We start from the raw sequence: 26,323 nt of genomic DNA on the forward strand, positions 1-26,323 counted from the left end.
TGGGGGGTATGACTCATTCTACTCACTAGCAAACAGCCTGCCAGTCACACAAAGCATTATCGCGGCTAGATCGTAAGAACTAGGGCGGCGCCCTGACACTTGGTCGTGGCAGGGCGCTGCAGCTTACAGCTCGTGGCGAACCGGCGTGTTTGCCGGCGGTGGCGCGGCTCAGTCCTGGGCCGGCAGGAAGTAGGGATTGAAGCCGATGCGGCCATAGCCGGCGTCACCGGCGAGCAGGTCCAGCGCCAGCGATGCGACATCGTCGGCAAAGGCATCGGCCTGGGCATCCTGCAGGCGCGACACCACCTTCAGCGCGCCGTGGCAGCTGTCGCAGCATTCCAGCTCCTGCGTGCCGCGATGGGCGTGTGGCTGTTTGCGGTCCGGCTGCGGCGCGGCGGCATCACGGTCGGCGAGGCTGCGGTACTGCAGCTGGCGGGTATTGCCGCAAGCGACGCACTTGACGCGGCTGACGTGCCATTCGCTGGCGCACAGCGAACAGCAGACGTGGCGCACGGCGTGCCCGCTGTCGCCACGGCGCAGCACGGACGCCACCGGCAGGCCGCCGCAGGCCGGGCAGCATGCCGTCTCGCTGGCCGTCAGCGCGGCAATGTCCTGCTGCCGCACGACGATGGTGGCCTGCACCTGCAGCGCGGCACCAAGCAAGGGCCAGGCGGCGGCCAGCGGACTGTGCGCGTCGTACTGACCGTGGCGCAATGCGTCGGCCAGCACCTGCAGCGCGGCATCGTCCAGCGCCAGCAGGCACAGCAGCGCGCTGTGGCTGTCGGGCGGCAGCTCGACATCCAGATGGCGCTGCAGCAGCGTCAGCAGCTGGCGCAGGCTGGCACTGTCGGCCACCGCGTGTTCCACCCGGGTAGCCAGGCAGGCGTGCTGGGCGCGCGCCAGGGCGGCACAAAACAGCAGGAAATCGCGCATCGGGTGGCCATCGGCGAGGGCGAGCAGGCGCTCGGCGCGGCGGCTGAACACGGTCATGCCGGCCAGGCGCAGCGCCGGAGTGGCGGCGGGGGCCGCGGCATCAACAAACGGGGTCATGGTGAGGTCTCGTCAATTCGGGGCAGATCAGGCGCGGCAGCTGGCTGTAGGCCACCAGCCGTCCGGGGCGGGCAAAGCCGGCCAGCAGCAGACCGCAGGATTCGGCCAGCGCCACGGCGTAGGCGGTCGGCGCCGATACCGCCACCAGCGCGGCGATGCCGGCGCTGGCGGTCTTTTGCACCATCTCGTAGCTGGCGCGGCTGGAAACCAGCACAAAGCCGTCGCCGGTGTCGATCCGCTGGCGGCGCAGCGCGCCGATCAGCTTGTCCAGCGCGTTGTGGCGGCCAACATCCTCGCGCGCCAGCAGGATGTCGCCGTCGGCATTGCAGAAGGCGGCACCGTGGGCGGCGCCGGTGGCGTGGTGCCACGGCTGCCAGTGCGGCAGCTCCGCCACCGCGCGGGCGACCGCGGCGGCATGCAAGGTTGGCCGCAACGGCAGCGGCGCGATGGTCTGCGCCACTGCGTCCAGGCTGTCGACGCCGCACAGGCCGCAGCCGGTACGGCCGGCCATGCTGCGCCGGCGCTGCTTCAGCGCGGCAAAACGGGCGCTGGCGATCTCCAGCCGCAGCTCGACACCGTGCTCGCCGGCGACGATCTCGCAGTCGTACAGCTCGCCGGGGGTGTGCAGGATGTGCTCGCTCAGCGAAAAGCCGAGCGCGAAGTCGGCCAGATCACAGGGCGTGGCCAGCAGCACCGCGTGCGACACGCCGTTGTACACCATCGCCACCGGCACTTCCTCGATCAGCTGGTCCTCGGCAAGCTTGGCCGCCGCGCCGGCCAGCCGCAGTACCGGCAGGCGGCGGCTGGCCGGCTGCGCGTCGGCCGCCAGCGGTAACGGGCAGTGGCCGCTCATTTCGGCTTGCCCGTTACTTCGCGATACCAGCGCGGGTGGTGCTTCTTCGCCCAGCCGTGGGTAACCACGCCTTCCACCATCGCGCGGATGGTGCCCTTCACCCAGAACGCGGCGTACACGTGCACGATGATGCTGGCGATCAGTGCGATGGCGGCACAGGCGTGCGCCAGCAGCGCGACGCGGATCAGCGGAATCGGCAGGTGGATGGCGAAGTAGGGGCGCCAGGCGATGATGCCGGAAACCAGCAGCACCAGCATGCAGGCGCACATCATCCAGAACATGCCTTTCTGGCCGCCGTTGTACTTGCCGGTGTCGCCGACCTCGTGGCCCTGCATCACCGTTTTCACCGACTTCATCCACTGGATGTCGTCACGCGTCAGCAGGTTGTGGTGCCAGTAGCGGAAGAATTGCCGCGCAAAGGCAACGAACATCAGCACGCCGACAAAGGGGTGGATGATGCGCGCCAGCTGCGGTGTGCCGAACACGCCGGTGAGCCAGAAAAACGCCGGGTAGAAAAACGCCAGTCCGGACAGCGCCAGCAGGATGAAGCAGACGGCCACAATCCAGTGGTTGATGCGTTCCGGTGCCGAGTAGCGCTGGATCAGTTGCGGTTTCATGCCTTGTCCTCCTCGTTGCGGCCAACGTTGGCCGCGCTGTCGTCCTCGTCGTCGGCGCGGTTGGGGCCGACGGTGATGTAGTGGAAGAAACCGAACAGGCCGGCGGCGGCGATGCCGATGGTGGCCAGTGGCTTGAGCCAGCCTTTCCACAGCTGCACCGTGGTGCTGATCTGCGGGTCTTTCGGCAGGCCGGAATACTGCTCCGGCTTGTCGGCGTGGTGCAGCACGTACATCACGTGGGTGCCGCCGACGCCCTGCGGGTCGTACAGGCCGGCGTTGTCATAGCCGCGCTGCTTGAGATCGGTGACCCGCGTGGCGGCGACCTGCTTCATGTCTTCCTTGGAGCCAAACTGGATGGCGCCGGTAGGGCAGGTCTTGACGCAGGCCGGCTCCTGTCCAACGGCAACTCGGTCCGAGCACAGCGTGCACTTGTAGGCCTTGTTGTCCTTCTGACTGATGCGCGGCACGTTGAACGGGCAGCCGGACACGCAGTAGCCGCAGCCGATACAGTTTTCCTGATGGAAATCGACGATGCCGTTGCTGTACTGGATGATGGCGCCCGGCGACGGACAGGCCTTCAGGCAGCCGGGGTCGGCGCAGTGCATGCAGCCATCCTTGCGGATCAGCCATTCCAGCTTGCCGTTGCTCTCTTCCTCGGCGAAGCGCATCACCGTCCACGCGTCGGCGGAGAGGTCGGTCGGGTTGTCGTAGACGCCGATGTTGTGGCCGACTTCCTCGCGGATGTCGTTCCACTCCGAACACGCCACCTGACAGGCCTTGCAGCCGATACAGGTGGACACGTCGATCAGCTTGGCGATCTCGATGGTCTTGCGCGCTTGCGGGCTGGCCGTGGGGCTGGCGGAGCGGCGGGTAATGTCCAGGGATTGCAATGCCATGTCCGGCGCTCCTTATGCTTTTTCCAGGTTGACGAGGAAAGACTTGTATTCCGGGGTCTGCGTGTTGCAGTCGCCCACCGCCGGCGGCAGCGCATTGGTGAGGTAACCCTTCTGTGCCACGCCCTCCCAGCCCCAGTGCAGCGGAATGCCGATCTGGTGCACGGTCTGGCCGTTGACCTGCAGCGCCATCAGCCGCTTGGTGACCACCGCCTTGGCCTTGATGAAGCCGCGCTTGGAGCTAACTTTCACCGTGTCGCCCTGGGCGATGCCTTTTTCCGTGGCCAGCGCCGTGCCGATTTCGACAAACTGCTCCGGCTGCGCGATGGCGTTGAGCAGCACCGACTTGGTCCAGAACTGGAAGTGTTCGGTCAGGCGATAGGTGGTGCCGACGTACGGGTAGTCGTGATGGGTGCCCAGGCGCTCGCGGTCGGTTTTGAAGATGCGTACCGCCGGGCTGCTGACCACTTTCGGGTGTAGCGGGTTGGTGCCGATCGGGCTTTCCATCGGCTCGTAGTGCTCGGGGAACGGGCCGTCGGCCAGCTTGTCGGTACAGAACAGTCGCGCCACGCCCTCCGGGTTCATGATGAACGGGTTCATGCCGGAATCCGGGCCGGCATCGGCCTTGAAGTCGGGGATGTCGGCACCGCTCCATTTTTCGCCGTTCCAGCCGATCAGCTTGCGCTTGGCGTCCCACGGCTGGCCGGCCGGGTCGCAGCTGGCGCGGTTGTACAGGATGCGGCGGTTGGCCGGCCACGCCCAGGCCCAGCCGGGGGTGTTGCCCAGGCCGCTGTCGCTGTTGTCGCGACGCGCCATCTGGTTACCGGCCTGCGTCCAGCAGCCGGCAAAGATCCAGCAGGCGCTGCTGGTGCTGCCGTCGTCCTGCAGTACGGCAAAACCGGGGATCTGCTCGCCTTTTTTCACCAGCACCTTGCTTGGGTCGGCCGGGTCCATCAGGTCGGCCAGCGCCTTGCCGTTCATTTCCTTTGCCAGCTCCTCCGGCGACGGCGCCGCCGGGTCGCGGTAGTGCCACGCCACGTTGAGGATCGGGTCCGCCACCTTGCCGCCGTCCTTGCGGTACAGCTCGCGCAGCGCGGTGAACAGCTCGCCGATGATCTCGTTGTCGCCCTTGGCCTCGCCCGGTGCATCGGCGCCTTTCCAGTGCCACTGCAGCCAGCGGCTGGAGTTGACGATGGCGCCGTCTTCCTCGGCAAAGCAGGTGGACGGCAGGCGGAACACCTCGGTCTGGATCTTGGCCGGATCGACGTCGTGACTGTCGCCGTGGTTCTGCCAGAAGGTGGAGGTCTCGGTGGCGATCGGGTCGATGACCACCATGTATTTCAGCTTGGAGAACGATTCGGTGACCTTGTTGGCGTCGGGGAACGACGCCAACGGGTTGAAGCCCTGCACGATGAAACCGTTCATCTTGCCCTGGTGCATCAGCTCGACGATGTGCAGCACGTCGTACAGCTTGTCCCATTTCGGCAGCCAGTGGTAACCCCAGTCGTTGTCCTGGCGCGCGTTGTCGCCCCACAGCCACTTCATCAGGCTGACGAAGAACTTCGGCGTGTTGCCCCAGTAGTTCATCTGTCCCGGCTGCAGCGGCTTGGGCGTGGTCTTGGCGAGATAGCTGGCGAAGTCGGGGTGGTCTTTTTCGTTGGGCAGCGTCAGGTAGCCGGGCAGGCTGGTCGACAGCAGGCCGAGGTCGGACAGCCCCTGGATGTTGGAGTGGCCGCGCAGCGCGTTCACGCCACCGCCGGGCATGCCCATATTGCCCAGCAGCAGCTGGATCATCGCCATGGTGCGAATGTTCTGCGCGCCGACGGTGTGCTGCGTCCAGCCCAGCGCGTACAGGATGGTGCCGACCTTGTCCGGCCGCGCGGTTTCGCCCAGCTGCTTGCACACCTCGAGGAAACCATCCACCGGCGTGCCACACAGGTTGGTGACCACTTCCGGCGTGTAGCGGGCGAAGTGCGCCTTCATCAGTTGCCACACGCAGCGCGGGTGTTGCAGCGTGGGGTCGGTTTTGGCGTTGCCGGCCTCGTCCAGCGCGTAGCTCCAGCTGCTGCGGTCGTACTTGCCCTTGGCCTCGTCGTAGCCGCTGAACAGGCCGTCCTCGAAGGCAAAGCCGTCGCCGACGATGAAGCTGGCGTTGGTGTAGGCCTTCACGTAGTCCCAGTGGATCTTGTCGTTGGCGATCAGCCAGTTGATCACGCCGCCCAGGAAGGGGATGTCGGCGCCGGCGCGGATCGGCAGGTAGAGGTCGGACACCGCGGCGGTGCGGTTGTAGCGCGGATCGACCACGATCAGCTTGGTGCCGCGCGTCTTCTTGGCCTCGATCGCCCACTTGAAGCCGACCGGGTGCGCCTCGGCGGCGTTGCCACCCATCACCAGGATGAAGTCGGCGTTCTTGATGTCGACCCAGCTGTTGGTCATCGCGCCGCGGCCAAAGGTGGAGGCCAGCGCCGACACCGTCGGGCCGTGACAGACGCGCGCCTGCGCGTCGGTGGCGATGATGCCCAGGCTGCGCAGGAATTTCTGGGTGATGATGCCGGTCTCGTTGGAGCCGGCGGAGGCGGTCAGCATCGCGGTGGTCAGCCAGCGGTTGACCGGCACGCCGTCGGCGTTTTTCTCGACGATGTTGGCGTCGCGGTCGGCTTTCATGTGCTTGGCGATGCGGTGGATGGCGTCATGCCAGTCGATGCGTTTCCACTCGCTGCTGCCGGCCTCGCGCACTTCCGGGTATTGCAGCCGCTTCGGGCTGTGGATGAAGTCGAGCAGGCCGGCGCCTTTCGGGCACAGCGAGCCGCGGCTGACCGGGTGATCCGGATCGCCCTCGATGTGGAAGATCTCCGACTTGGCGTTCCTGGCGCCATCGCCGAGGCTGTACAGGATCACGCCGCAGCCGACCGAGCAATAGGTACAGGTGTTGCGTGTCTCCCTGGCGCCCATCAGCTTGTACTGGCGCACCTCGGCCAGCGCCTGGCTCGGGCTGAAGCCCATGCCCACCAGGCTGGCGGTGCCGATCTGCGCCGCGCTCAGTTTGAAGAACTGCCGCCGGTTCACTTCCATCATGGCTCTCCTCTTGTTTTTGGGTTGTCGCGTTTGACGCGGGCGGGCCCGCGCAATAGCCTTGGCATAGCATTTGCCGTGCCCGTGGTAGGGTTTTTGCCAATACCCAGTACAAACAATCACTTGCATCATGAATGCCGGCAATCAAGCCCGGCTTGAACGGACAAATAGTCGCAACGCCGCTGCGCGCTCTGGGTCAATTTGTCCATAAGGGGAACAAGCTTTTGCAGCAAGACGAAACGTTGGCCGCAAGCAAAAATGCGGCAGCCAAGCAATGGGACAGCTACAGCGTGCTGGTGGTCGATGACGAGCCGGGCATGGTCAATTTCATCAAGCGGGCGCTGGAATCGCGCTGCGGCAGCGTGCACACCGCCGGCAGCGTGGAAGCGGCCGAGCCGCTGGTGGCGCAGCAGCGCTTCGACCTGATCGTGCTCGACATTTCGCTGCCCGGCGTCTCCGGCGTCAACTGGCTGAAGCAGCTGCGCGAACGCGGCGTCAACAGCGAAGTGATCCTGATGACCGCGTTTGCCGACGTGGAAACCGCCATCGACGCGCTGCGTGCCGGCGCGTCGGATTTCCTGCTCAAGCCGTTCTCGCTGGCGCAGCTGATCAACGCCGCCAGGCGTGCCTTCGAGCGTGCGCGGCTGGAGGCGGAAAACTGGGTGCTGCGCCGCGAGGTGGCGTCGCACGCCAGCCGTAGCAAGGTCAGCCGCGACGGTCTGATCGGGCACTCGGCGGCGATCACCGAGCTGCGCGGCCTGTTGCAGCGCTTCGCGCCGATGCCGTCGACGGTACTGATCCAGGGCGAATCCGGCACCGGCAAGGAGGTGGTGGCGCGCGCGCTGCACCAGCTCAGCCCGCGCGCCAACGCCAGCTTCGTGCCGGTCAACTGCGCGGCGATCACGCAGGAGCTGATCGAGAGCGAGCTGTTCGGCCATCTCAAGGGCGCCTATACCGGCGCCGCCGCCAGCCGCGACGGGCTGTTCTACTACGCGCGCGGCGGCACGCTGTTCCTGGACGAGGTCGCCGAGTTGCCGCTGGCGATCCAGGCCAAGCTGCTGCGGGTGCTGGAGGAGCGCAGCATCCGCCCGGTCGGCTCGGAGCAGGAAATCAAGGTCGACGTGCGGGTGATCGCCGCCAGCAACAAGCCGCTGGCGGACGAGGTCGCCGCCGGCCGTTTCCGTGCCGACCTGTACTACCGCTTGCAGGTGCTGGAGCTGGCGCTGCCGCCGCTACGCGAGCGCACCGAGGACCTGCCGGAGCTGGTGGCGCACTTCATGGACCTGCTCAGCCCGGCGCTGGGGGTGGCGCCGGTGGAGGTGGAGCCGGAGCTGCTGGTGGCAATGGCCGCCTACGACTGGCCGGGTAATGTGCGTGAGCTGAAAAACCTGATCGAACGCTCGCTGATTCTCGGCTATCTGCCGCAGGACCTGCCGGCGACGCGACTGCCGCCGGCCGTCGGCGAGCTGGCAACCGGGGCGGTGCCGGCGGAAGAAAGCCTGAGCCAGGTCGAAACCCGCCATATCCGCGCGGTGCTGGCCGCCTGCGCCGGCAACAAGTCGGAAGCGGCGCGTCGGCTCGGCATTTCCCGCAAGACCCTGGAGCGCAAATGCCTGTCCTGGGGCGAGTAGCCGGCCTGTGGCGACGCCTGCTGCAGCCGCTGAACCGTTCGGTACGCACCCGCTTCGTCACCCTCGCGCTGCTGCCGCTGGTAGTCGGCTTTCCGGTGCTGCTGCTGTTGCTGGCCGGCTGGGGCGGGGCAGCGTTCGAGGAGCTGCTGGTTTTCAAGGTGCGCAGCGATCTGGCGGTGGCGGCCACCTATTTCGAGCGGGTGCAGAGCGACGTTGGCCGCAGCATCGAGGCACTGGCCAGTTCCGAGGCCTTGGCCGATACCCGCCGCCAGCCGCGCGCAACTTCGCCCGACGCGCTGTTGCGCGAACGCGCGCGCAGCCTGGGGCTGGACTACCTGCTGTTGCTGGACGCGCGCCAGCAGGTGGTGGCCGCTTCGCTGCCGGCCAGCCACGGCCTGCGCTACCCGCAGCCGGCGGTGGTGCTGGCCGCCAGCAGCGGCACGCAGCGCGCCACGCTGGACGTGTTCAACCCGGCGCAGCTGGCCGCGCTGTCGCCGCTGCTGCAGGCGCGCTCGCACATCGAATTGCTTGCGACGCCCGGCGCGCGGCCGAGCCGGCGCAATGTCAGTGACAACGGCCTGCTGCTGCACGCCGCGGCCAAGGTGCCGGGGCAGCCGCTGGTACTGGTTGGCGGCGTGCTGCTGAACCGCAACATCGAGTTCATCGACCGCATCCGCCATCTGGTGTATCCGCAGGGTTCGCTGCCGATCCGCAGCCGCGGCTCGGCCACATTGTTCCTCGACGACACCCGCATCGCCACCACGGTGACCTACCCGCGCGGCGGGCGCGCCATCGGCAGCCGCGTGTCGCAGGAGGTGTCGGAGCAGGTGCTGGGCCGCGGTCAGGCGTGGCTGAACCGGGCGCGGGTGATCGGCGACTGGTATGTGTCCGGCTACCAGCCGCTGCTGGACAGCCGCGGCCAACGTATCGGCATGCTGTACGTCGGTTTTCTGGAGCAGCCGTTCGTGCTGGCCAAGTGGATGGCGCTGGCGGTGTTGTTCGTGCTGTTCGCCATCACCATGGCGGCGGCGACGTGGGTGAGCTGGCGCTTTGCGCGTTCGGTGATAGCCCCGGTGGAGCGCCTGCGCCAGACCATGAGCGCGGTGGCCGCCGGCCGGCTGGATGCCCGCGTCGGCGCCTTGCCGCAGCAGGACGAGCTGGCCCTGTTGGCCGCGCATTTCGACGCGCTGCTGGCGCGGCTGGAATTGCAGAATCAGGCGATGCTGCGCTGGGCCGGCGAGCTGGACGACAAGGTGGCGGAGCGCACGCGTGAGCTGGCGGCGGCCAACCATACCCTGCTCAGCGCGCAGCAGCAGCTGTTCAAGTCGGAAAAACTGGCCGCCATCGGCCAGCTGGCGGCCGGCACCGCGCACGAGATCAACAATCCGGTGGCGGTGATCCAGGGCAATCTGGAGCTGATGCAGGAGCTGCTCGGCGAGGCGGCGACACCGGTGTTGCCGGAAATCCGCCTGATGCGCGAGCAGGTACAACGCATCCAGCTGATCGTGGCCAAGCTGCTGCAGTACGCGCGGCCGAGCGAATACGCCGGCGACCTGCAGCAGGTGCAGCCGCAGGAGGTGTTTCAGGACAGCCTGTTGCTGGTCGGCTACCAGATGAACCGCGGCAATATCGCGGTGGTGAAACAGTGGCATAGCCGTGCCACGCTGCTGGCCAACCGTTTCGAGCTGCAGCAGATCCTGATCAACCTGATCCTGAACGCGATCCAGGCGATGCCGCAGGGCGGGGTGCTGACGCTGTCGGTACACGACGCACCCGGCAGCGACGGCCGCCCCGGACTGCGCCTGAGCGTGGCCGATAACGGCAGCGGCATCGCCGAGGCCGACATGGCGCGGCTTTTCGATCCCTTCTTCACCAGCAAGCACGACGGCACCGGCCTCGGGCTATGGGTGTGCCAGGGGCTGGCGGAGCGCAGTGGCGGCGTGATCGAGGCCGCCAACCAGCCGCAGGGCGGCGCGGTGTTCAGCGTGTGGCTGCCGTGCGAGCCGGCACTGGCCGCGGTGGGGCTGGCAGTGTTATAAGCACCGCTGCAGAAATCGGCGTGTTGTGCCGACGCAGAACAAGGCAGACAGCCAGCAGGTAAACAAGCATGGATATTCATACACGAGTGCGCGACATGGCGCTGGAACTGGTCAGCGCCGGCGTGTGGCCGACGGTGCAGGAGGTGCGCGCACGGCTGGGCACCGGTTCCAATACCACCATCAACAACACCTTGCGTCAGTGGCGGCAGGAATTCCTCGGCAAGATGGCGACCAGTGCCCGCCACCCGGAGTGGTCGCCGGCGCTGGCGCAGGCCTTCGCCCAGGTCTGGCAGCAGGCCTGCGGTGAGGCGGAGCAGAATCTAGCCGGCTTGCGCGAAGAAGCGCAGCAGGAAGTGGCACGGCTGGTCGCCGAGCTGGCGCAGGCGCAGCGCGAACTGGCCGCCGCCAGCGCACAGCAACTGGCGCTGAGCCAGCGCTGCGACAGCGCCGAGCAGGCGCAGCAGCAGCTGGCGGCCAACCTCACACAGTTGCAGCAGGCGCTGGCGGCACAGGAGGCGCGCGCCCTCAGCAGCGAAGCGGCATTGCAGCAGGCGCGCAGCCAGATCATCGCCACGCAGCAGGCCGCCGACCAGCGCGTCGAGGCGCTGGAAGCGCGCCATGCGGTGCAGTTACAGCAATTGCAGCAGGATGGTGAGCGGCGCGAGGCACTGGCCTACGAGCGGCTGGAAGGCATGCGCATCCAGCTGTACCAGCAGGTGGAGGACGAGCGCACGCTGCTGCGCCAGCGCGAGCAACAGTGGCAGGCGGAACGGCAACAGCTGGCCCAGCAACTGGCGGCGCTGCGCGACAGCAGCCAGCAGCAGCTGGCGCAACGGGCGCAGGAGAATGGCAGGTTGGCCGCAGAACTGGCGGCGGTGCAGGGGCAGCTGGCGGACAGCGACACGCTGCGGCAGCAGTGGCAGCAACGTCACGCCGAACTGGCCGCCACCGAGCAGCAGCACAGCACGGCGCTGCAGCAACTGCAGCAGGAGCAGGCGCTACTGCTGCAGCACCGCCTGCCGCACCTGCTGCTGTGGCTGCAGGCCGAGCAGGCACAGCTGGGCGCGATGCCGGCGCCGCAGCTGGCGGAGCAGGTCAGGCGCTTGCTGGCTGGCTGAACAGCTTGCCCAGCGCGGCGCACACCGGCGCCAGGTAGCGCTGGTCAAGGTCGCTGAACTGCGCCAGTTCGCTGGCGTCGATGTCCAGCACCGCCACCACCGTGCCGGCGGCATCGCACACCGGCAGCACGATCTCGGAGCGCGCCGCCGACGAGCAGGCGATGTGGCCGGGGAAGGCGTCCACGTCCGGCACGATCAGCGTCCGTGCCTGCGCCCAGGCGCTGCCGCACACGCCGCGGCCCTTCGGGATCCGGGTGCAGGCGATCGGCCCCTGGAACGGCCCCAGCACCAGCTGTTCGTCCTTGACCAGATAAAAGCCGGTCCACAGCCAGTTGAAGGTCTGCTGGATCGCGGCGCTGCAGTTGGCCATGGCGGCGACGATGTCGCTCTCGGATTCGATCAGTGCCAGCACCTGTGGTAACAGGGCCTGGTATTGCGCCTCGCGCGAGCCTTCGGCGATCAGCAGCTGTTCTGCCATGGCAGGACTCCATCAGTGTAAAAAGGGGAACGCAGCATAGCAAAAAAGCCGGGAATGCATCCCGGCTTTTTGCGTGCGGCCAACCTTGCGGCGGACGCGCTTACATCATGTGCTGACCGCCGTTGATGGCGAAGTCGGCACCGGTCATGAAACCGGCCAGATCGGAGGCCAGGTAGTTGACCAGACCGGCGATTTCTTCCGGCTGGCCCAGGCGGCCGACCGGGATCTGCGCGATGATCTTGTTGCGCACGTCTTCCGGTACCGCCATCACCATGTCGGTGCCGATGTAACCCGGGCTGATGGTGTTGACGGTCACGCCCTTGCGAGCCACTTCCTGTGCCAGCGCCATGGTGAAACCGTGCATGCCGGCCTTGGCGGCGGAGTAGTTGGTCTGGCCGAACTGGCCTTTTTGGCCGTTGATCGACGAGATGTTGATCACGCGACCGAAACCGCGCTCCAGCATCGATTCCACTACCGGCTTGCACACGTTGAATACGGAATCGAGGTTGGTGCTGATTACCGCGTCCCAGTCGGCCTTGCCCAGCTTGCGGAAGCTGGCGTCGCGGGTAATGCCGGCGTTGTTGACCAGCACGTCCACCGGGCCAAGCCGCTCGGTGATGGCGGCAACCGCCTGCTGGCACGAATCAAAATCGCTGACATCACACTGGAAGGCGTGGAAGTCGTAACCCTGGCCCTTCATGTCCGCCAGCCAGGCCTGATCCTTGCCCGGCTTGCTGTAGGTGGTGGCCACGATGTGGCCGCTGTCGGCCAGTGCCTTGCAGATGGCGGTGCCAATACCGCCCATGCCCCCGGTAACCAACGCGATTCGCTTGCTCATGATGCTGACTCCTTGTCTTTTTGTCGGAATGAGGGGGATGCTAGCGCCCCCTTGTTGTCATTTCATGACAGATTAGGGTCATCACCAGGAAATGTAAACGGCTTGTTACGCGAAAATTTTATTCGTTAGGCATTAACTAGCTGATTCGTCAGTTTCTGCAGCAAAGCCAGTCGGGCCGGGCGTATGCGGCCTTCATCACAGGCGCCCTTGATCGCGCAGTTTGGCTCGGCGCGGTGGGTGCAGTTGTGGAAGCGGCAGTGGCCGATATAGGGGCGCATTTCCGGAAACAGGCCGGCAAGCTCGGTGGCTGCTAGGTGGCTGAGGCCGAATTCCTGCAGGCCGGGCGAATCGATGAGGTGGCTGTCTTCGTCCAGATGGTAGAGCGCGGCATGGGTGGTGGTGTGGCGGCCGGCATCCAGCGCGATGGAAATATCACCGACGCGCGCCTCGGCGGCGGGGAGTAGTGCATTGGTTAGTGTCGACTTGCCCATGCCGGACTGTCCGACAAAAACCGAGGTTTGGCCCTTGACCAGCGGCAGCAGCTCGTTGATGTCGTGCAGGGCGCTGACGGTGACCAGGGTGTAACCCAGTTCGCGGTACGGCTGCAGCTTGGCCAGCCAGTCGGCGGTTTCCGGCAGGTCGCACTTGTTGACGAGGATGATCGGCTCGATGTCGGCGGCCTCGGCGGCCAGCAGGCAGCGGTTGAGCAGCTCTTCGTTGGGCGAGGGCACCGCGGCGGTGACGAACACGATGCGCGTGACGTTGGCCGCAATCAGCTTGGTGCGCCAGTCGTCCTGGCGGTAGAGCAGGCTCTTGCGTTCGCAGGCCTTTTCGATCACCGCCTGTTCGCCGTTGATGATCGACAGTTCGACGTGATCGCCACAGGCGTAATCGACGCGCTTGCCGCGGGTGGTGCAATCGTATTGCTGGCCGTCGCACTCGACGATGAAGCGGCGGCCGTAACTGCGGATGATCTGACCTTGCTGCTTCATTTGCCGGCCGCCAGTGCTTCGGTCTTGGCGGCACAGATGAAATCGTTGAGGGTCAGGCCGCCGGCGTCGTGGGTGCTGAAGCGGACCACGGTGCGGTTGTAGTGTACCGACAGGTCGGGATGGTGATCCTGCTGGTGGGCGATGAAGGCCAGCGCGTTGACGAAGGCCATGGTGCGGTAGTAGTCGTCGAAGCGGAAGGTCTTGACCAGTTCGATGCCCTCTACCGCCCAGCCGTCGAGGTGGGCCAGCAGCTCGGCGCGGGTCTGTTCGCTGAGGGAGTGCAGGCCGTGCTGGGCCTCGCAGTGCATGTGTTGCAGATTCATTGTGCTTGCCTTTCCAGGTGGGCGATGCGCAGGCTCGCCGGTGGATGGGAATCGTAAAAGCGCGAGTGTAGCGGGTCTGGCGTCAGTGTGCTGGCATTGTCACGGTACAGCTTGACCAGCGCGCTGATCAGTTCGCTGGCGCTGCTGTGGCGGGCGGCGAAGTCGTCAGCCTGGTATTCGTGACGCCGCGACAGCTGGCTGAACAGCGGCGTCAGCGGGAAGGTGTACGCCGGCGCCGCCAGCATGAACAGCACCAGCCCCAGCGCCGGCGCGGTATCGGCAACGCCCAGGCCGCTGTAGAACGCCGGCAGCGTCAGCAGCCAGCCGAGCAGGTAGAGGCTGAGGAAGGACAGCAAGAAGGTGGTGGCGATGCGCTGACGGATGTGGCCGTGCTTGAAGTGGCCCAGTTCGTGCGCCAGCACCGCCTCCACCTCACCCTCGTCCAGCTGGGTGAGCAGGGTGTCGAAGAACACGATGCGCTTGGTTTTGCCAAAACCGGTGAAGTAGGCGTTGCCGTGGCTGGAGCGACGCGAGCCGTCCATCACGAACACGCCGTCACTGTGAAAGCCGGTGCGCGCCAGCAGGTCGTCGATGCGCTGGCGCAGCGCCGGATCGGCCAGCGGCGTAAAACGGTTGAAACGCGGCGCGATCAGTGTCGGGTACGCCCACAGCATCGCCAGGCTGAACAGCGTCCAGCTGCACCACACCCACAGCCACGCCCAGTCGCCGGCGGCGTGCAGCAGCCACAGGATCAGCGTAACCAGCGGCGCACCGACGATGGCGGCCAGTGCACCGCCCTTGGCCATGTCTGCGACATAGAGCGGCCAGCTGGTGCGGTTGAAGCCGAAGCGTTTCTCGGTAACAAAGGTGCGATACAGGCTGAACGGCAGGCTGAGCACGCTGCTGAGCAGCGCCAGCACGCCGATCAGCGCCACGCCCTGCCACACACCACCCAGACCGCGCTCGGCCAGCAGCTGCCACAACCACTGCAGGCCGCCGCCCAGTGTCAGCGCCAGCAGCAGCGCGCTGTCGGCGACCGCCTGCCACTGCCCGGGGCGTTGCCGCGCCACGCAATAGTCGGCGGCCAGCTGGTGCTGCTGCAACGTGATGCGGTCACGGAAGGCGGCCGGCACCTCGGCCGCATGCTGCTGCACATGGCGGATCTGGCGTTGCGACAGGTAGAGCCGCAGCGCCAGCGACAGCAGCACGGCGAGCAGGAAAGACCAGGTGAATAGATTCATGGCGAGCCGGGTTTGCCCAAGGGCGGTTATTAAAGGAAAATGCCTGCATCTTCGTTAGAGACGAGCATTATGCCGCAAGATCCCAAGCATCTCATCTGGCTGGACATGGAAATGACCGGGCTGGAACCAGACACCGACCGCATCATCGAAATCGCGATGGTGGTCACCGACAGCCAGCTGAACGTGGTCGCCGAATCGCCGGTGCTGGTCGTGCACCAGAGCGACGAAACGTTGGCCGCAATGGACGAGTGGAACACCAATACTCACGGCAAGACCGGGCTCACCGCCCGCGTCAAGGCGTCGACGCTGAGCGAGGCCGAGGCCGAGCAGCAGCTGCTGGCCTTCCTGCAGGAACACATCGCCAAGGGCGTGTCGCCGATGTGCGGCAACTCCATCGGTCAGGATCGCCGCTTCATGGCACGCTGGATGCCGGAGCTGGAGCGCTACTTCCATTATCGCAACCTCGACGTGTCGACGCTGAAAGAGCTGTGCAAGCGCTGGCGCCCGGACATCGCCAAGGGCGTGGTGAAGAAGGGCAAGCACGAAGCGCTGGCGGACATCCTCGAATCGATCGAGGAACTGCGCTATTACCGCGAACACTTCCTCAAAGTGTAAGGCGATGGCCGGAATGAGCAGTTTCCTCGAACAGATGGCGCAGCAGCGCCATGCCGCGATCAACAGCACACCGGTGTGGGCGCGCCTGCACCAGCACCAGCGCGCCACCCGCCACGTGCACATGCGCGAGCTGTTCGAGCAGGATGCGCAGCGCTTTCACCGCTATTCGCTGGAGCTGGACGGCCTGCTGCTGGACTACTCCAAGAACCGCATCACCGATCGCACCGTCGAGCTGCTGCTGGAGTTGGCCGATGCGGCCAACCTCAAGCAGTGGCTGCAGTGGATGCGCGACGGCGAGCGCATCAATGTCAGCGAGGGCCGTGCGGTGCTGCACACCGCGCTGCGCCAGCCTGCCGGCAACAGCGTGCTGCTGGACGGCGTCAACGTGGTGGATGAGGTGCAGCAGGTGCTGGCGGCGTGCAGCCGCTTTGCCGAGCAGGTGCGCGGCGGCGTCTGGCGCGGCCATGACGGCCAGGCTATCCGCGACGTGGTCAACATCGGTATCGGCGGCTCCGATCTTGGCCCGTTGATGGTGCACGAGGCACTGCGCCCGTACTGCCAGGCGGGGCTGAACGTCCACTTCGTGTCCAATGTCGACGGCCAGCACCTGGCGCAAACGCTGGAACAGTGCCAGCCGGCGACCACGCTGTTCATCATCGCCTCCAAATCGTTCACCACCCCGGAAACGCTGCTCAACGCCCATGCCGCCCGCCGCTGGCTGGTGGCGGCCGGTGGCGACGCGGCGGTGGCGCGGCACTTCGTGGCGATTTCGACCAACCGTCCGGCGGTGCAGGCGTTCGGCATCGATGCGGCCAACATGTTCGGCTTCTGGGACTGGGTCGGCGGTCGCTACTCGGTGTGGTCGGCGATCGGGCTGCCGGTGATGCTGGCGATCGGGCCGGAGCAGTTCCGCCAGTTTCTGGCCGGCGGCGCGGCGATGGACGAACACTTCTTCAGCGCGCCTTTCGCGCGCAACATGCCGGTGCTGCTGGCGCTGCTCGGCATCTGGTACAACACCTTCTATGGTGCGCATACCCACGCCATCATGCCCTACGACCACGGTCTGCGCCGCCTGCCGGCGCATCTGCAGCAGCTGGACATGGAATCCAACGGCAAGCGCGTCGGTCGTTGCGGCGAGCGGCTGGATTTCGACACCGGCCCGGTAATCTGGGGCGAGGAGGGCGTCAACAGCCAGCATGCCTTCTTCCAGCTGTTGCATCAGGGCACGCGCCTGGTGCCTTGCGACTTCATCCTGCCGCTGAATTCGCACTACCCGCAGGGCGACCAGCATCGGGTGCTGGTTGCCAACTGTCTGGCGCAGACCGAGGCACTGATGCGCGGCAAGAGCGAGGCCGAGGTGCTGCGCGAGCTGGCCCACCTGCCGGGCGACGAACTGGACATGCTGCTGCCGCAGAAGCTGTTTCCCGGCAACCAGCCGTCCAACACCCTGGCGCTGGACCAGCTCACCCCCTATACACTAGGCATGCTGCTGGCGCTGTACGAGCACAAGGTGTTCGTGCAGGGCGTGATCTGGGGGGTCAACTCCTTCGACCAGTGGGGCGTGGAGTACGGCAAACAGTTGGCGGCACAGCTGCTGGCGGAGATGGACGGCAAGGCCTCCGCCCCCCATGACGCCTCCACCAGCGGACTGATGCGACATTTCCAGGAGCGCTTTCATGGATGAATTACAGCTGGCGGCCCGTCTTGGCGAGCTGTTGCTGGCGCGCGACGAAAAGGTGACCGCCGCCGAGTCCTGCACCGGCGGCGGCATCGCGCAGGCGATTACCGCCATCGCCGGCAGTTCCGGCTGGTTCGACATGGCCATCGTCAGCTACAGCAATGACGCCAAGCAGCGCCTGCTGGGGGTGCCGCCGCAGCTGTTGCTGCAGCACGGCGCGGTCAGCGAGCCGGTAGCGGCGGCGATGGCCAGCGGTGCACTACGGCTGGCCGATTGCCACTGGGCACTGGCGGTCAGCGGCATTGCCGGCCCCAACGGCGGCAGCGCCGACAAGCCGGTCGGTACCGTCTGTTTTGCACTGGCCGGGCTGGCGTTGCCGCAGCCACTGACGTACACGCAACACTTTGCCGGCGATCGCGCCGCCATCCGCCAGCAGTCGGTGTGCAGCGCGCTGTCTACACTTTGCGCGCAATTGGCGTTGTGAATGTGGCGTGCCGGCCGCGCCGTTTTACGCATTGCGCGTAATCTGCCCGCGGTGGCCGTTTTTTTGCTAATAACTTTTTGTGACTGTGCTTATAATCACGCCCCTGTCGCAAATCGGGCAGCGGCCGGCCGACACCGGCGCCTCCGCTCGCCGACATGCACAACGAATGGCGCGCACATGCCGAACCAATTATGGTTACCATGGCCCGTTCGTTGTAACTACACGCACATTGAGGGAAACATCTCATGCAAATTTCCAAAAAACGGGGTATTGCCGCTGCTGTCATGCTGATGACGGCATCCGCAAGCTGGGCATTTGTACCGGCCGTGGTTTACGACCAGGCCGGCAAGTTTGACAAGAGCTTCAACGAAGCAGCCTACACCGGCGCCGAACGCTTCAAGAAGGCCACCGGCATCGCCTACCGCGAAGCCCAGATCGCCAACGAAGCGCAAAAAGAACAGGTGCTGCGCAACCTGGCGCGTCGCAATGTCGACCTGATCGTGGCCGTGGGTTTCTCCTTTACCCAGGCGGTGCAGACCGTTGCCGCCGAGTTCCCGAAAGTGAAGTTCACCATCGTGGACGACGTGGCCAAGGGCGCCAACGTGCAGTCGATCGTGTTCAAGGAACAGGAAGGCTCCTACCTCGTCGGCATGGCGGCCAGCATGGCCTCCAAGTCGAAGAAGGTCGGCTTCATCGGCGGTATGGACGTACCGCTGATCCGTGCCTTCGGTTGCGGCTACACCCAGGGCGCCAAGGCGGCCAACAAAAAGGTGGAAGTGGTCTCCAACATGACCGGCACCACGCCGCAGGCGTTCAACGATCCAGCACGCGGCGGCGAGCTGGCACGCAGCCAGTTTGACCGTGGCGTCGACGTGGTCTTCCACGCAGCCGGCGGCACCGGCATGGGCGTGCTGCAGGCGGCCAAGGACAAGAACAAGCTGGGTATCGGTGTGGATTCCAACCAGAACCACCTGTTCCCGGGCTTCGTGCTGACCTCGATGCTGAAGCGCGTTGACAATGCCGTTTACGACATCATGATGTCCGGCAAGAACAACAGCTGGAAGCCGGGTCTGGTGACCATGGGCCTGAAGGAAGGCGGCGTGGATTGGGCGGTGGATGCCAACAACCGCAAGCTGATCTCCAAGGACATGGAAGCCAAGATCACCCAGGCCAAGAAAGACATCGTGGCTGGCAAGATCAAGGTGGTCGACTACCGTGCTGGCAACAGCTGCCCGGTACAGTAACCATTCGTTATTAATCGTCTGAATCCCGGACGACCCGCGCGGCAAGCAGGTTTCCTGCTTGCCGCGCTCTTTCGTGTGCTGCCGTTTTGCAGGCCATGCCGGGATGAGTGTTGATCGAGAGCTGAATCAATATGGCCGAACTCGCTATCGAGCTGACTGGCGTCAACAAGTATTTTGGCGAAGTCCACGCCAACAAGAACATCTCCTTCGCCGTCGCCAAGGGCAGCATCCACGGCATCATCGGCGAAAACGGGGCCGGCAAGTCGACGCTGATGAGCATCCTGTACGGCTACTACCAGGCCGACTCCGGCAGCATCCGCCTGAACGGACAGGAAGTGCGTATCCGTAACAGCCACGACGCCATCGCCCGCGGCATCGGCATGGTGCATCAGCACTTCATGCTGGTGGACACCTTTACTGTGCTGGAAAACATCGTGCTCGGCGCCGAGCAGGGGCTGGCGCTGAAGCAAAGCCTGCTGGCCGCCCGCGCGCACCTGGCCACGCTGAACCGCGACTACGGCCTGCAGGTCGATCCGGACGCCATCGTCGGCGAGCTGGGCGTGGGCGAGCAGCAGCGCGTGGAAATCCTCAAGGCGCTGTACCGCGGCGCCGACGTGCTGATTCTCGACGAACCGACCGCGGTGCTGACGCCGCAGGAAGCGGACGACCTGTTCCGCATCCTCGGCCTGCTCAAGGCGCAGGGCAAGACGGTGCTGCTGATCACCCACAAGCTGCGCGAAGTGCTGGACATCACCGACGCCGTCACCGTGATGCGTGCCGGCGAGATCGTCGGTAATGTCGTCACCGCCGAAGTGGGCAAGGAAGACCTCGCCGACCTGATGGTTGGCCGCAAGGTCAACCTGCAGCTGGACAAGACGCCGGCCACGCCGGGCAAGACGGTGCTGCAGGTGAGCAATCTGTCGCTGACCGACGCGCGTGGCGTCAAGCTGCTGGACGACGTCAGCTTCGAGCTGCGCGAGGGCGAGATCGTCGGTATTGCCGGCGTTTCCGGCAACGGCCAGTCCGAGCTACTGGAAATCCTGTCCGGCATGCGCGAGGCCAGCGCCGGCTCGGTGCGCTACAACGGCACCGAGCTGACCACGCTGCCAACGCGCGAGCCGAAGGCGGCCGCGTATCGTCGCCTCGGCATCGCCCATGTGCCGGAAGACCGTTCGCGCGAAGGGTTGGTCAAGGATTTTTCCACCTTTGAAAATGCAATTCTCGGCTATCACGACCAGCCGGCGATCCAGCGCGGACTGTTGTTCAACCGCAAGGCCATCATCGAGCGCTGCCGCCGTTTCATCAGCGAGTTCGACGTGCGCCCGGCCAACGCCTTTCGCCGCAGTGGCCTGTTCTCCGGCGGCAACCAGCAGAAGGTGATCCTGGCGCGCGAGATCGACAGCGATCCGCAGCTGATGCTGATCGGCCAGCCGACACGGGGCGTCGACATCGGCGCCATCGAATTCATACACAAACGACTCATGGCCCTGCGCAATGCCGGCAAGGCGTTGCTGCTGGTTTCGGTGGAGCTGGACGAGATTCTGGCGCTGAGCGACCGCATCATCGTGATGAACGCCGGTCGCGTCAGTGGCGAGCTGCCGGCGGCGCAAGCCACGGCCACCGAACTGGGCCTGTTGATGGGGGGGCATAAATGAGCCAGCCAAGTAACCTGCCGCGCTGGGCCACCTTGTGGCTGATGCCGGTACTCAACCTGTTCGCGGCACTGTTGGTGTCCGGGCTGGTGATCACGCTGATCGGCGAAGATCCGGTCGAGTGTCTGCAATTGATGATCAACGGCGCCTTCGGCTATCCGGAAGGCATCGGCTATACGCTGTTCTACACCACCAGCTTCATCTTTACCGGCCTGGCGGTGGCGGCGGCGTTCCACGCCGGCCTGTTCAACATCGGCGGCGAGGGGCAGATGTATCTCGCCGGCCTCGGCGTGACGCTGGTCTGCCTGGGGCTGGATTTCCTGCCCGGCTGGGTGGTGATCCCGCTGGCGCTGCTGGCGTCGATGGTGTTTGGCGCGGCGTGGGCGTTCATCCCCGGCTACCTGCAGGCCAAGCGTGGCAGCCACATCGTGGTCACCACCATCATGTTCAACTTCATCGCCAGCGCGCTGATGACCTGGCTGCTGGTCGACAAGCTGATCATGCCCGGTTCGCAGACACCGGCGACGCGGCTGTTCGCCGAATCGGCGTGGATCCCGATGCTGCACGAGCTTGCGGCCAACCTTGGCATCGAGCTGCCGCAGACGCCGCTGAACGCGACCTTCTTCCTGGCGCTGATTTCGCTGGTGGTGTTCTACCTGATGGTGTGGCGCAGCCGCTGGGGCTATGCGCTGCGCACCGTCGGCCTCAACGAGAAAGCGGCGCGCTATGCCGGCATGCCAGTGTCCAAGGTGATCATCGTGGCGATGTGCTTCTCCGGCGCGCTGGCCGGCCTCGCCGCGGTCAACGAGCTGCTCGGCTCCACCCACCGCATGAACCTGGCGTTCACCAACGGCATCGGTTTTGTCGGCATCGCGGTGGCGCTGATGGGGCGCAACCACCCGTTCGGCATCCTGCTGTCGGCACTGCTGTTCGGCGCGCTGACCCAGGGCGGCTTGGACCTGTCCTTCGAGAAACCAGCGATCACCCACGAGATGATCATCCTGACCCAAGGTCTGATCATCCTGTTCTGCGGCGCGCTGGAAAACCTGTTCCAGACCCCGCTGGCGCTGGCGTTCAAACAGATGACGAAACGATAAGGAGACACTGACATGGATAGCTTTTTCAGTGTGCTGGACGCCACCATCCGCGTCGCCACCCCGCTGGTGCTGGCGGCGCTGGCCGGCCTGTTTTCCGAGCGCTCCGGTATCGTCGATCTGGCGCTGGAAGGCAAGATGCTGGCCGCCGCGTTTGCCGCTGCCTGCGTTGCCTACATGATGCAGTCGCCGTGGGCCGGTCTTGCCGCCGGCATGGCCGCCGGTGTGATGGTGGCCTTGCTGCACGGCATCGTGTCGATCGGCTATAACGGCAACCAGCTGATTTCCGGTGTCGCGCTCAACATGATGGTGTCCGGCCTCACCCCGGTGCTGGCGCTGGCCTGGTTCCAGCAGGGCGGCCGCACCCCGACGCTGGACGACGCGGCGCGCTTTCGCAGCATCGAGCTGCCGTTTGCCGATGCCATTGCCGCCTCGGCGCCATTGAAGGCGCTGTTCGGCCACAACATCCTGGTCTATCTGGCCGTGCTGGTGATCGTGGTGGTGAGCTGGGTGGTGTACAAGAGCCGCTTCGGCCTGCGCCTGCGCGCGGTGGGTGAAAACCCGCACGCCGCCGACGCCGCCGGCATCAACGTCAAGCTGGTGCGCTATCTGGCGCAGAGCATCAGCGGCGCCCTGTGCGGCGTGGCCGGTGCCTATCTGGTGCTGGCGCAGACCGGTGCCTTCATCCAGGATATGACTGCCGGCAAGGGCTATCTTGCGCTGGCGGCGCTGATCTTCGGCAAGTGGCGCCCGTGGGCGGCGGTCTCCGGCTGCCTGCTGTTCGCCTTTACCGACGCGATCCAGATCCGGCTGCAAGGCTCGGCGCTGCCGCTGATCGGCAGCATCCCGGACGCCTTTATCCAGGCGATTCCGTACGTGTTGACCGTGGTACTGCTGGCCGGCTTCATGGGCAAGGCGGTGGCACCGAAGGCGATCGGCGTGCCGTTCGTGAAATCGCGCTGAGCAACACGGCAGCCACAGCAAAAAGCGGACACCGAGGTGTCCGCTTTTTTCTTACCTGCGCGCCGGCTCAGTCTGCTTGTGGTGGCAAAGTCAGCGGTGACGGCAGGCTGTTTTCGATGCGTTGCCGTGCAAACGGATCGGCGGCGTCGATATAGCGCATCGCCGACTGGATATCCTTCCAGCCGACGTAGGCCATTAGTGTCTTGAGATCCCAGCCGCTGGCACTGGCCCAGTTGGCAAAGCCGCGGCGGAAGGAGTGGCCGCTGAAGCGTGTCGCCTCCGCCAGTCCGGCGGCGGCAAACAGGCGGCGCAGCAACGGGATCAGGCTGTTGATGTGCAGGCCGTCCTCACCGATCATGCCCCAGCGGCTGATGCCGCGAAACACCGCACCCTCGCGCAGCCCGCTGTCGGCCAGCCACTCGCCGTAGGCGCTGACTGGGCATAGCCGCGATAGCTGCGGCACCCGGAACACGCGCCCCTGCAACTGGCGGTCGCTCTTCGATTGTGCGAGGAAGCAGTTCATCCCTTCGCCGGCGACAAGCTCGATGTTTTCAATCTGCAGCCGCAGCAATTCGTCTCCACGAAACCCACGCCAGAAACCGAGCAGCAGCAAGGCCTTGTCGCGGCGGTAGCGCAGGCTGGCTGCGTGATCCTGCTGCAGCGCCGCCTGTTCGATGCCGGCATCCAGCCAGGCAACCAGCTGTTCCAGCTGCCGGATTTGCAGCGGCAGCGCCTGTTTCTGCTGTGCCGGATGCAGCGCGCGAATGCCCTTCAGCACTTGGCGTACTACCGGCGCCTTGGTCGGGTCGGGAAAGCCCTGTTGCTGGTGCCACTGCGCCAGTGCGGCCAACCTTTGCTTCAGCGTGCTCACAGATAGCGTCTCGGCATGGTCCACCAGATAGCGCGCCATGCTATCGGCGGTGGCCGGCAGAAAACCACCCCATTCCACCTCGAAATGACGAATGGCAGCCGCATAGCTGCGCCGCGTGTTGTCGCGGGTGGCGGCGGCGAGATAGTGGGCGATTTTTTCCATGGTAACGACGGGCTCGGGAAATGACAGGCTGTTGCTGCTTGGGTGCAAGTGCGGTTGACGCGGCAACCGGGGCCGGCTGCGAATTATAGCAGCGCTGCCGGCTGTGGCTGCGCAAGGGTTGGCCGCAGGTGGTAATGACCCGATGGATGACCAGCTTTGCCGCCGGACGCGTGGTGCATTTTTTTGAGGCAATTTTGGCTGTACAGGTGGTCCGGTAGTGAAACGTACGCCATTCGGCTGACTCTGGCAGCACAGCAACTTCAAGGCGTGATAATTCGTGATTATCACGCTTTTTATTTTTACAAAGTTGAAAGTATTAATTTGTTAATTGGTATGTATTATCATAGTACGTAATACGTATCAAATTTCAGCGGAGCACAACATGGCCAGAAGCGGAATCTACAAATCGGAAGTCCTGCGGGCACGGGACAATCTGCTGGCACAGGGACGCAATCCGTCGATTGACGCCATCCGCGCCGAGCTTGGCAACACCGGCTCAAAGACCACCATTCATCGCTACCTGAAAGAGCTGGAAGAGGAAGAGGGCGCCGGCAGCGGCGCGAAGATCGCCGTCAGCGAGGCGATTCAGGAGCTGGTCGGCCGGCTGGCCGCCCAGCTGCACGAAGAGGCCGATGAGCGCATTGCCGCAATGGCGGCGGAATCGGCCGCGCAGCTGGCGCAATGTCGCGAGCAGCTGGCACAGATCACCTTGGAAGCACAGAACAGCCAGCAGCAGCTGCAGCAGCTGAGCCAGACCCTGGCAGCCGAACAGCAGCAGCACGCCGCCGCCCGCGAAGCACTGCAGGCGGCGCAACTGCGAGACGGCCAGCAGCAACAGCAGATCATCGGCCTGCAGGAACGGCTGGCAGAAAACCAGGCGCACCGCGCGTCACTGGAGGAAAAGCACCAACACGCGCGCGAAGCGCTGGAGCACTACCGCCAGTCGGTGAAGGAGCAGCGCGATCAGGAGCAGCGCCGCCACGAACAGCAGGTGCAACAATTGCAAGCCGAGCTGCGTACCCTTGGCCAGACGTTGATCGTCAAGCAGGACGAGCTGACGCGGCTGTATCAGGACAGCGCCCGCACCGGCGCCGAGTTGCTGGCCGCCAGTCGCGCCCTGCGACAGCAGGAGCAGGAACAGGCACGGCAGGCACAGATCATGGCAGGGTTGCAGGCAAGGGTGGTGGAGCAAGAGCGCTTGCTGGCTGTGCTGAACGAACGCCTGGAGCAGGCGGTCAGCAGTCGCGAAGAGGTGTGGCAGCTATTGCAGCAAGCCAGTGCGGCACCGGCGGTTACGGCGGGCGAGGAGCCAGCCCCTGCAACGGAGACCGATGGCGGGGCAGAGGCAGGCACGGACGAGGCCGCCGCGCCATCCGGCAACTCATGAGTCTGCGGCCAACGTTGGCCGCAAGTCACGGCATGCGTCGAAAGTAATGTCGGCAACGCCAGAAAGAACCGACCGGCAGCGCGCCCGCTTCTCGCCATGGTTTGCGTGGACAGGAGCCACCGCCAGGACTCGGGGGCGGCATCCATCGGCACAGCCACCGACTCCGGGCAACACGCCATAAAAAAACCGGCTCTCGTGGAGCCGGTTTTTGGTGTCGTGCTGCGCTTCAGGCGAACAGCTGCTGCAACGCGGCGCCGGGGTCGCTTTCGCGCATGAAGGCCTCGCCGACCAGGAAGGTGTGCACCTCGTGGTCGCGCATGCGCTGCACGTCGTCACGGGTGACGATGCCACTCTCGGTGACGGCGATGCGGTCATTACCGATCATCGGCAGCAATTGCAGCGTGGTGTCGAGATTGACCTCGAAGGTGCGCAGGTTGCGGTTGTTGACGCCGACCAGCGGCGTGCGCAGTTGCAGCGCCGCTTCCAGCTCCGCCGCGTCGTGCACTTCCACCAGCACCGCCATGCCCAGCTCATGGGCCAGCGCCTCGAAATCCTGCATCTGCGACAGGCTCAGCGCCGCCGCGATCAGCAGGATGCAGTCGGCGCCGATGGCGCGCGCTTCGTAGATCTGGTACGGATCGACCATGAAATCCTTGCGCAGCACCGGCAGGCTGCAGGCGGCGCGGGCGGCGATCAGGTAGTCCTCGTGCCCCTGGAAGTAGGGCGCGTCGGTCAGCACCGACAGGCAGGCGGCACCGGCAGCCTCGTAGCTGCGGGCGATCGCGGCCGGATCGAAATCGGCACGAATGATGCCCTTGCTGGGACTGGCTTTTTTCACTTCGGCAATCACTGCCGCCAGCTGCTGCTGGTGCTTGCTGCGGATAGCGGCCACGAAATCGCGGTGATCGCCGCGCTTGGCCTCGGCGGCGGCGCGCACGCTGGTCAGCGACTGTTGCGCCGAGCGGGCGGCCACTTCCTCGAATTTGGTGGCGCAGATTTTGTTGAGAATGTCGGACATGCGGATTGTC

General features: G+C 65.3%; 23 protein-coding genes. 11 read left to right on the plus strand and 12 right to left on the minus strand.

Annotated features, from left to right (window positions below):
• Positions 1-168: 168 nt before the first annotated feature.
• Genes fdhE through fdnG form a run of 5 tightly spaced genes read right to left on the minus strand, consistent with a single transcriptional unit; the run spans position 169 to position 6,485 of the window.
• A complete protein-coding gene (gene fdhE / locus NOM55_RS02665; protein ID WP_255907375.1) occupies positions 169-1,050 on the minus strand; it encodes a formate dehydrogenase accessory protein FdhE in 882 nt (293 codons plus the stop codon).
• Positions 1,034-1,903, minus strand: coding sequence for a formate dehydrogenase accessory sulfurtransferase FdhD (gene fdhD / locus NOM55_RS02670; RefSeq protein WP_255907376.1), 870 nt, complete (start codon positions 1,901-1,903; stop codon positions 1,034-1,036). Before fdhD ends, fdhE begins: the two co-directional genes overlap by 17 nt.
• Positions 1,900-2,520 (minus strand): formate dehydrogenase subunit gamma, encoded by a 621-nt coding sequence (locus NOM55_RS02675; RefSeq protein ID WP_255907377.1) that lies wholly within the window; start codon positions 2,518-2,520, stop codon positions 1,900-1,902. The genes fdhD and NOM55_RS02675 overlap by 4 nt, the downstream gene beginning before the upstream one ends.
• Positions 2,517-3,416: a formate dehydrogenase subunit beta gene (fdxH, locus tag NOM55_RS02680; RefSeq protein ID WP_047965406.1), complete on the minus strand. Its 900-nt coding sequence runs from the start codon at positions 3,414-3,416 to the stop codon at positions 2,517-2,519. Before fdxH ends, NOM55_RS02675 begins: the two co-directional genes overlap by 4 nt.
• 12 nt (positions 3,417-3,428) lie before the next feature.
• Positions 3,429-6,485 (minus strand): formate dehydrogenase-N subunit alpha, encoded by a 3,057-nt coding sequence (fdnG, locus tag NOM55_RS02685; protein ID WP_255907572.1) that lies wholly within the window; start codon positions 6,483-6,485, stop codon positions 3,429-3,431.
• Between the two features lie 242 nt (positions 6,486-6,727).
• Here fdnG and NOM55_RS02690 point away from each other — a divergent pair, with 242 nt between their 5' ends.
• The 3 genes from NOM55_RS02690 to NOM55_RS02700 all read left to right on the plus strand — a co-directional run bounded on the left by NOM55_RS02690 (position 6,728) and on the right by NOM55_RS02700 (position 11,273).
• Entirely contained in the window at positions 6,728-8,116 is a 1,389-nt protein-coding gene (locus NOM55_RS02690; RefSeq protein ID WP_255907378.1) for a sigma-54 dependent transcriptional regulator, read from the plus strand.
• A complete protein-coding gene (locus NOM55_RS02695) occupies positions 8,095-10,155 on the plus strand; it encodes a cache domain-containing protein (protein ID WP_255907379.1) in 2,061 nt (686 codons plus the stop codon). Before NOM55_RS02690 ends, NOM55_RS02695 begins: the two co-directional genes overlap by 22 nt.
• Positions 10,156-10,223: 68 nt before the next feature.
• Complete coding sequence (locus NOM55_RS02700; protein ID WP_255907380.1) at positions 10,224-11,273, plus strand: DNA-binding protein; 1,050 nt, start codon at positions 10,224-10,226, stop codon at positions 11,271-11,273.
• Here the strand turns inward: NOM55_RS02700 and NOM55_RS02705 are convergent.
• The 5 genes from NOM55_RS02705 to NOM55_RS02725 form a co-directional block, all read right to left on the minus strand.
• The gene (locus NOM55_RS02705) at positions 11,251-11,751 is read right to left on the minus strand and encodes a GAF domain-containing protein (protein WP_255907381.1); all 501 of its coding nucleotides are present in this window, start codon (positions 11,749-11,751) and stop codon (positions 11,251-11,253) included. The genes NOM55_RS02700 and NOM55_RS02705 overlap by 23 nt on opposite strands.
• A gap of 100 nt (positions 11,752-11,851) precedes the next feature.
• Positions 11,852-12,589, minus strand: coding sequence for a beta-ketoacyl-ACP reductase (locus tag NOM55_RS02710; protein ID WP_255907382.1), 738 nt, complete (start codon positions 12,587-12,589; stop codon positions 11,852-11,854).
• A gap of 125 nt (positions 12,590-12,714) precedes the next feature.
• Positions 12,715-13,581, minus strand: a complete 867-nt coding sequence (gene rsgA / locus NOM55_RS02715; RefSeq protein ID WP_255907383.1) for a ribosome small subunit-dependent GTPase A — start codon at positions 13,579-13,581, stop codon at positions 12,715-12,717.
• Positions 13,578-13,904: a 4a-hydroxytetrahydrobiopterin dehydratase gene (locus NOM55_RS02720; RefSeq protein WP_047965400.1), complete on the minus strand. Its 327-nt coding sequence runs from the start codon at positions 13,902-13,904 to the stop codon at positions 13,578-13,580. Before NOM55_RS02720 ends, rsgA begins: the two co-directional genes overlap by 4 nt.
• The gene (locus NOM55_RS02725) at positions 13,901-15,145 is read right to left on the minus strand and encodes a M48 family metallopeptidase (RefSeq protein ID WP_255907384.1); all 1,245 of its coding nucleotides are present in this window, start codon (positions 15,143-15,145) and stop codon (positions 13,901-13,903) included. Before NOM55_RS02725 ends, NOM55_RS02720 begins: the two co-directional genes overlap by 4 nt.
• 69 nt (positions 15,146-15,214) lie before the next feature.
• Between NOM55_RS02725 and orn the strand changes: the two genes are divergently transcribed.
• From orn to NOM55_RS02760, 7 genes are all read left to right on the plus strand, one after another.
• Positions 15,215-15,760, plus strand: a complete 546-nt coding sequence (orn, locus tag NOM55_RS02730; protein WP_047965398.1) for an oligoribonuclease — start codon at positions 15,215-15,217, stop codon at positions 15,758-15,760.
• A 34-nt stretch (positions 15,761-15,794) separates the two neighbouring features.
• Positions 15,795-17,444 carry a glucose-6-phosphate isomerase gene (pgi, locus tag NOM55_RS02735; RefSeq protein ID WP_255907574.1) on the plus strand — a complete coding sequence of 550 codons (1,650 nt, stop codon included), beginning with the start codon at positions 15,795-15,797 and terminating at the stop codon, positions 17,442-17,444.
• Positions 17,437-17,922 carry a CinA family protein gene (locus NOM55_RS02740; protein WP_255907385.1) on the plus strand — a complete coding sequence of 162 codons (486 nt, stop codon included), beginning with the start codon at positions 17,437-17,439 and terminating at the stop codon, positions 17,920-17,922. Before pgi ends, NOM55_RS02740 begins: the two co-directional genes overlap by 8 nt.
• A gap of 245 nt (positions 17,923-18,167) precedes the next feature.
• Positions 18,168-19,166: a BMP family protein gene (locus tag NOM55_RS02745; protein ID WP_047965396.1), complete on the plus strand. Its 999-nt coding sequence runs from the start codon at positions 18,168-18,170 to the stop codon at positions 19,164-19,166.
• A 131-nt stretch (positions 19,167-19,297) separates the two neighbouring features.
• Positions 19,298-20,821: an ABC transporter ATP-binding protein gene (locus NOM55_RS02750; RefSeq protein WP_255907386.1), complete on the plus strand. Its 1,524-nt coding sequence runs from the start codon at positions 19,298-19,300 to the stop codon at positions 20,819-20,821.
• The gene (locus NOM55_RS02755; protein WP_047965394.1) at positions 20,818-21,915 is read left to right on the plus strand and encodes an ABC transporter permease; all 1,098 of its coding nucleotides are present in this window, start codon (positions 20,818-20,820) and stop codon (positions 21,913-21,915) included. The genes NOM55_RS02750 and NOM55_RS02755 overlap by 4 nt, the downstream gene beginning before the upstream one ends.
• A 12-nt stretch (positions 21,916-21,927) precedes the next feature.
• Positions 21,928-22,875: an ABC transporter permease gene (locus tag NOM55_RS02760; protein ID WP_255907387.1), complete on the plus strand. Its 948-nt coding sequence runs from the start codon at positions 21,928-21,930 to the stop codon at positions 22,873-22,875.
• Positions 22,876-22,942: 67 nt separating this feature from the next.
• Here NOM55_RS02760 and NOM55_RS02765 read toward each other — a convergent pair whose 3' ends face one another.
• Positions 22,943-23,908, minus strand: a complete 966-nt coding sequence (locus NOM55_RS02765) for a site-specific integrase (RefSeq protein ID WP_255907388.1) — start codon at positions 23,906-23,908, stop codon at positions 22,943-22,945.
• A 382-nt stretch (positions 23,909-24,290) separates the two neighbouring features.
• Here NOM55_RS02765 and NOM55_RS02770 point away from each other — a divergent pair, with 382 nt between their 5' ends.
• Complete coding sequence (locus NOM55_RS02770; protein ID WP_255907389.1) at positions 24,291-25,295, plus strand: DNA-binding protein; 1,005 nt, start codon at positions 24,291-24,293, stop codon at positions 25,293-25,295.
• Positions 25,296-25,521: 226 nt separating this feature from the next.
• Here the strand turns inward: NOM55_RS02770 and trpC are convergent, their stop codons facing one another.
• Positions 25,522-26,313, minus strand: coding sequence for an indole-3-glycerol phosphate synthase TrpC (gene trpC / locus NOM55_RS02775; protein WP_255907390.1), 792 nt, complete (start codon positions 26,311-26,313; stop codon positions 25,522-25,524).
• Between the last annotated feature and the right edge of the window lie 10 nt (positions 26,314-26,323).

Origin of the sequence: Vogesella sp. AC12, assembly GCF_024437575.1 — a bacterium.
GTDB lineage: Bacteria > Pseudomonadota > Gammaproteobacteria > Burkholderiales > Chromobacteriaceae > Vogesella > Vogesella indigofera.

Coding starts and splice junctions, on each gene's coding strand:
- fdhE (WP_255907375.1), bottom strand. CDS start 1,050: ATGACCCCGTTTGTTGATGCCGCGGCCCCCGCCGCCACTCCGGCGCTG.
- fdhD (WP_255907376.1), bottom strand. CDS start 1,903: ATGAGCGGCCACTGCCCGTTACCGCTGGCGGCCGACGCGCAGCCGGCC.
- NOM55_RS02675 (WP_255907377.1), bottom strand. CDS start 2,520: ATGAAACCGCAACTGATCCAGCGCTACTCGGCACCGGAACGCATCAAC.
- fdxH (WP_047965406.1), bottom strand. CDS start 3,416: ATGGCATTGCAATCCCTGGACATTACCCGCCGCTCCGCCAGCCCCACG.
- fdnG (WP_255907572.1), bottom strand. CDS start 6,485: ATGGAAGTGAACCGGCGGCAGTTCTTCAAACTGAGCGCGGCGCAGATC.
- NOM55_RS02695 (WP_255907379.1), top strand. CDS start 8,095: ATGCCTGTCCTGGGGCGAGTAGCCGGCCTGTGGCGACGCCTGCTGCAG.
- NOM55_RS02700 (WP_255907380.1), top strand. CDS start 10,224: ATGGATATTCATACACGAGTGCGCGACATGGCGCTGGAACTGGTCAGC.
- NOM55_RS02705 (WP_255907381.1), bottom strand. CDS start 11,751: ATGGCAGAACAGCTGCTGATCGCCGAAGGCTCGCGCGAGGCGCAATAC.
- NOM55_RS02710 (WP_255907382.1), bottom strand. CDS start 12,589: ATGAGCAAGCGAATCGCGTTGGTTACCGGGGGCATGGGCGGTATTGGC.
- rsgA (WP_255907383.1), bottom strand. CDS start 13,581: ATGAAGCAGCAAGGTCAGATCATCCGCAGTTACGGCCGCCGCTTCATC.
- NOM55_RS02720 (WP_047965400.1), bottom strand. CDS start 13,904: ATGAATCTGCAACACATGCACTGCGAGGCCCAGCACGGCCTGCACTCC.
- NOM55_RS02725 (WP_255907384.1), bottom strand. CDS start 15,145: ATGAATCTATTCACCTGGTCTTTCCTGCTCGCCGTGCTGCTGTCGCTG.
- orn (WP_047965398.1), top strand. CDS start 15,215: ATGCCGCAAGATCCCAAGCATCTCATCTGGCTGGACATGGAAATGACC.
- pgi (WP_255907574.1), top strand. CDS start 15,795: ATGGCGCAGCAGCGCCATGCCGCGATCAACAGCACACCGGTGTGGGCG.
- NOM55_RS02740 (WP_255907385.1), top strand. CDS start 17,437: ATGGATGAATTACAGCTGGCGGCCCGTCTTGGCGAGCTGTTGCTGGCG.
- NOM55_RS02745 (WP_047965396.1), top strand. CDS start 18,168: ATGCAAATTTCCAAAAAACGGGGTATTGCCGCTGCTGTCATGCTGATG.
- NOM55_RS02750 (WP_255907386.1), top strand. CDS start 19,298: ATGGCCGAACTCGCTATCGAGCTGACTGGCGTCAACAAGTATTTTGGC.
- NOM55_RS02755 (WP_047965394.1), top strand. CDS start 20,818: ATGAGCCAGCCAAGTAACCTGCCGCGCTGGGCCACCTTGTGGCTGATG.
- NOM55_RS02760 (WP_255907387.1), top strand. CDS start 21,928: ATGGATAGCTTTTTCAGTGTGCTGGACGCCACCATCCGCGTCGCCACC.
- NOM55_RS02765 (WP_255907388.1), bottom strand. CDS start 23,908: ATGGAAAAAATCGCCCACTATCTCGCCGCCGCCACCCGCGACAACACG.
- NOM55_RS02770 (WP_255907389.1), top strand. CDS start 24,291: ATGGCCAGAAGCGGAATCTACAAATCGGAAGTCCTGCGGGCACGGGAC.
- trpC (WP_255907390.1), bottom strand. CDS start 26,313: ATGTCCGACATTCTCAACAAAATCTGCGCCACCAAATTCGAGGAAGTG.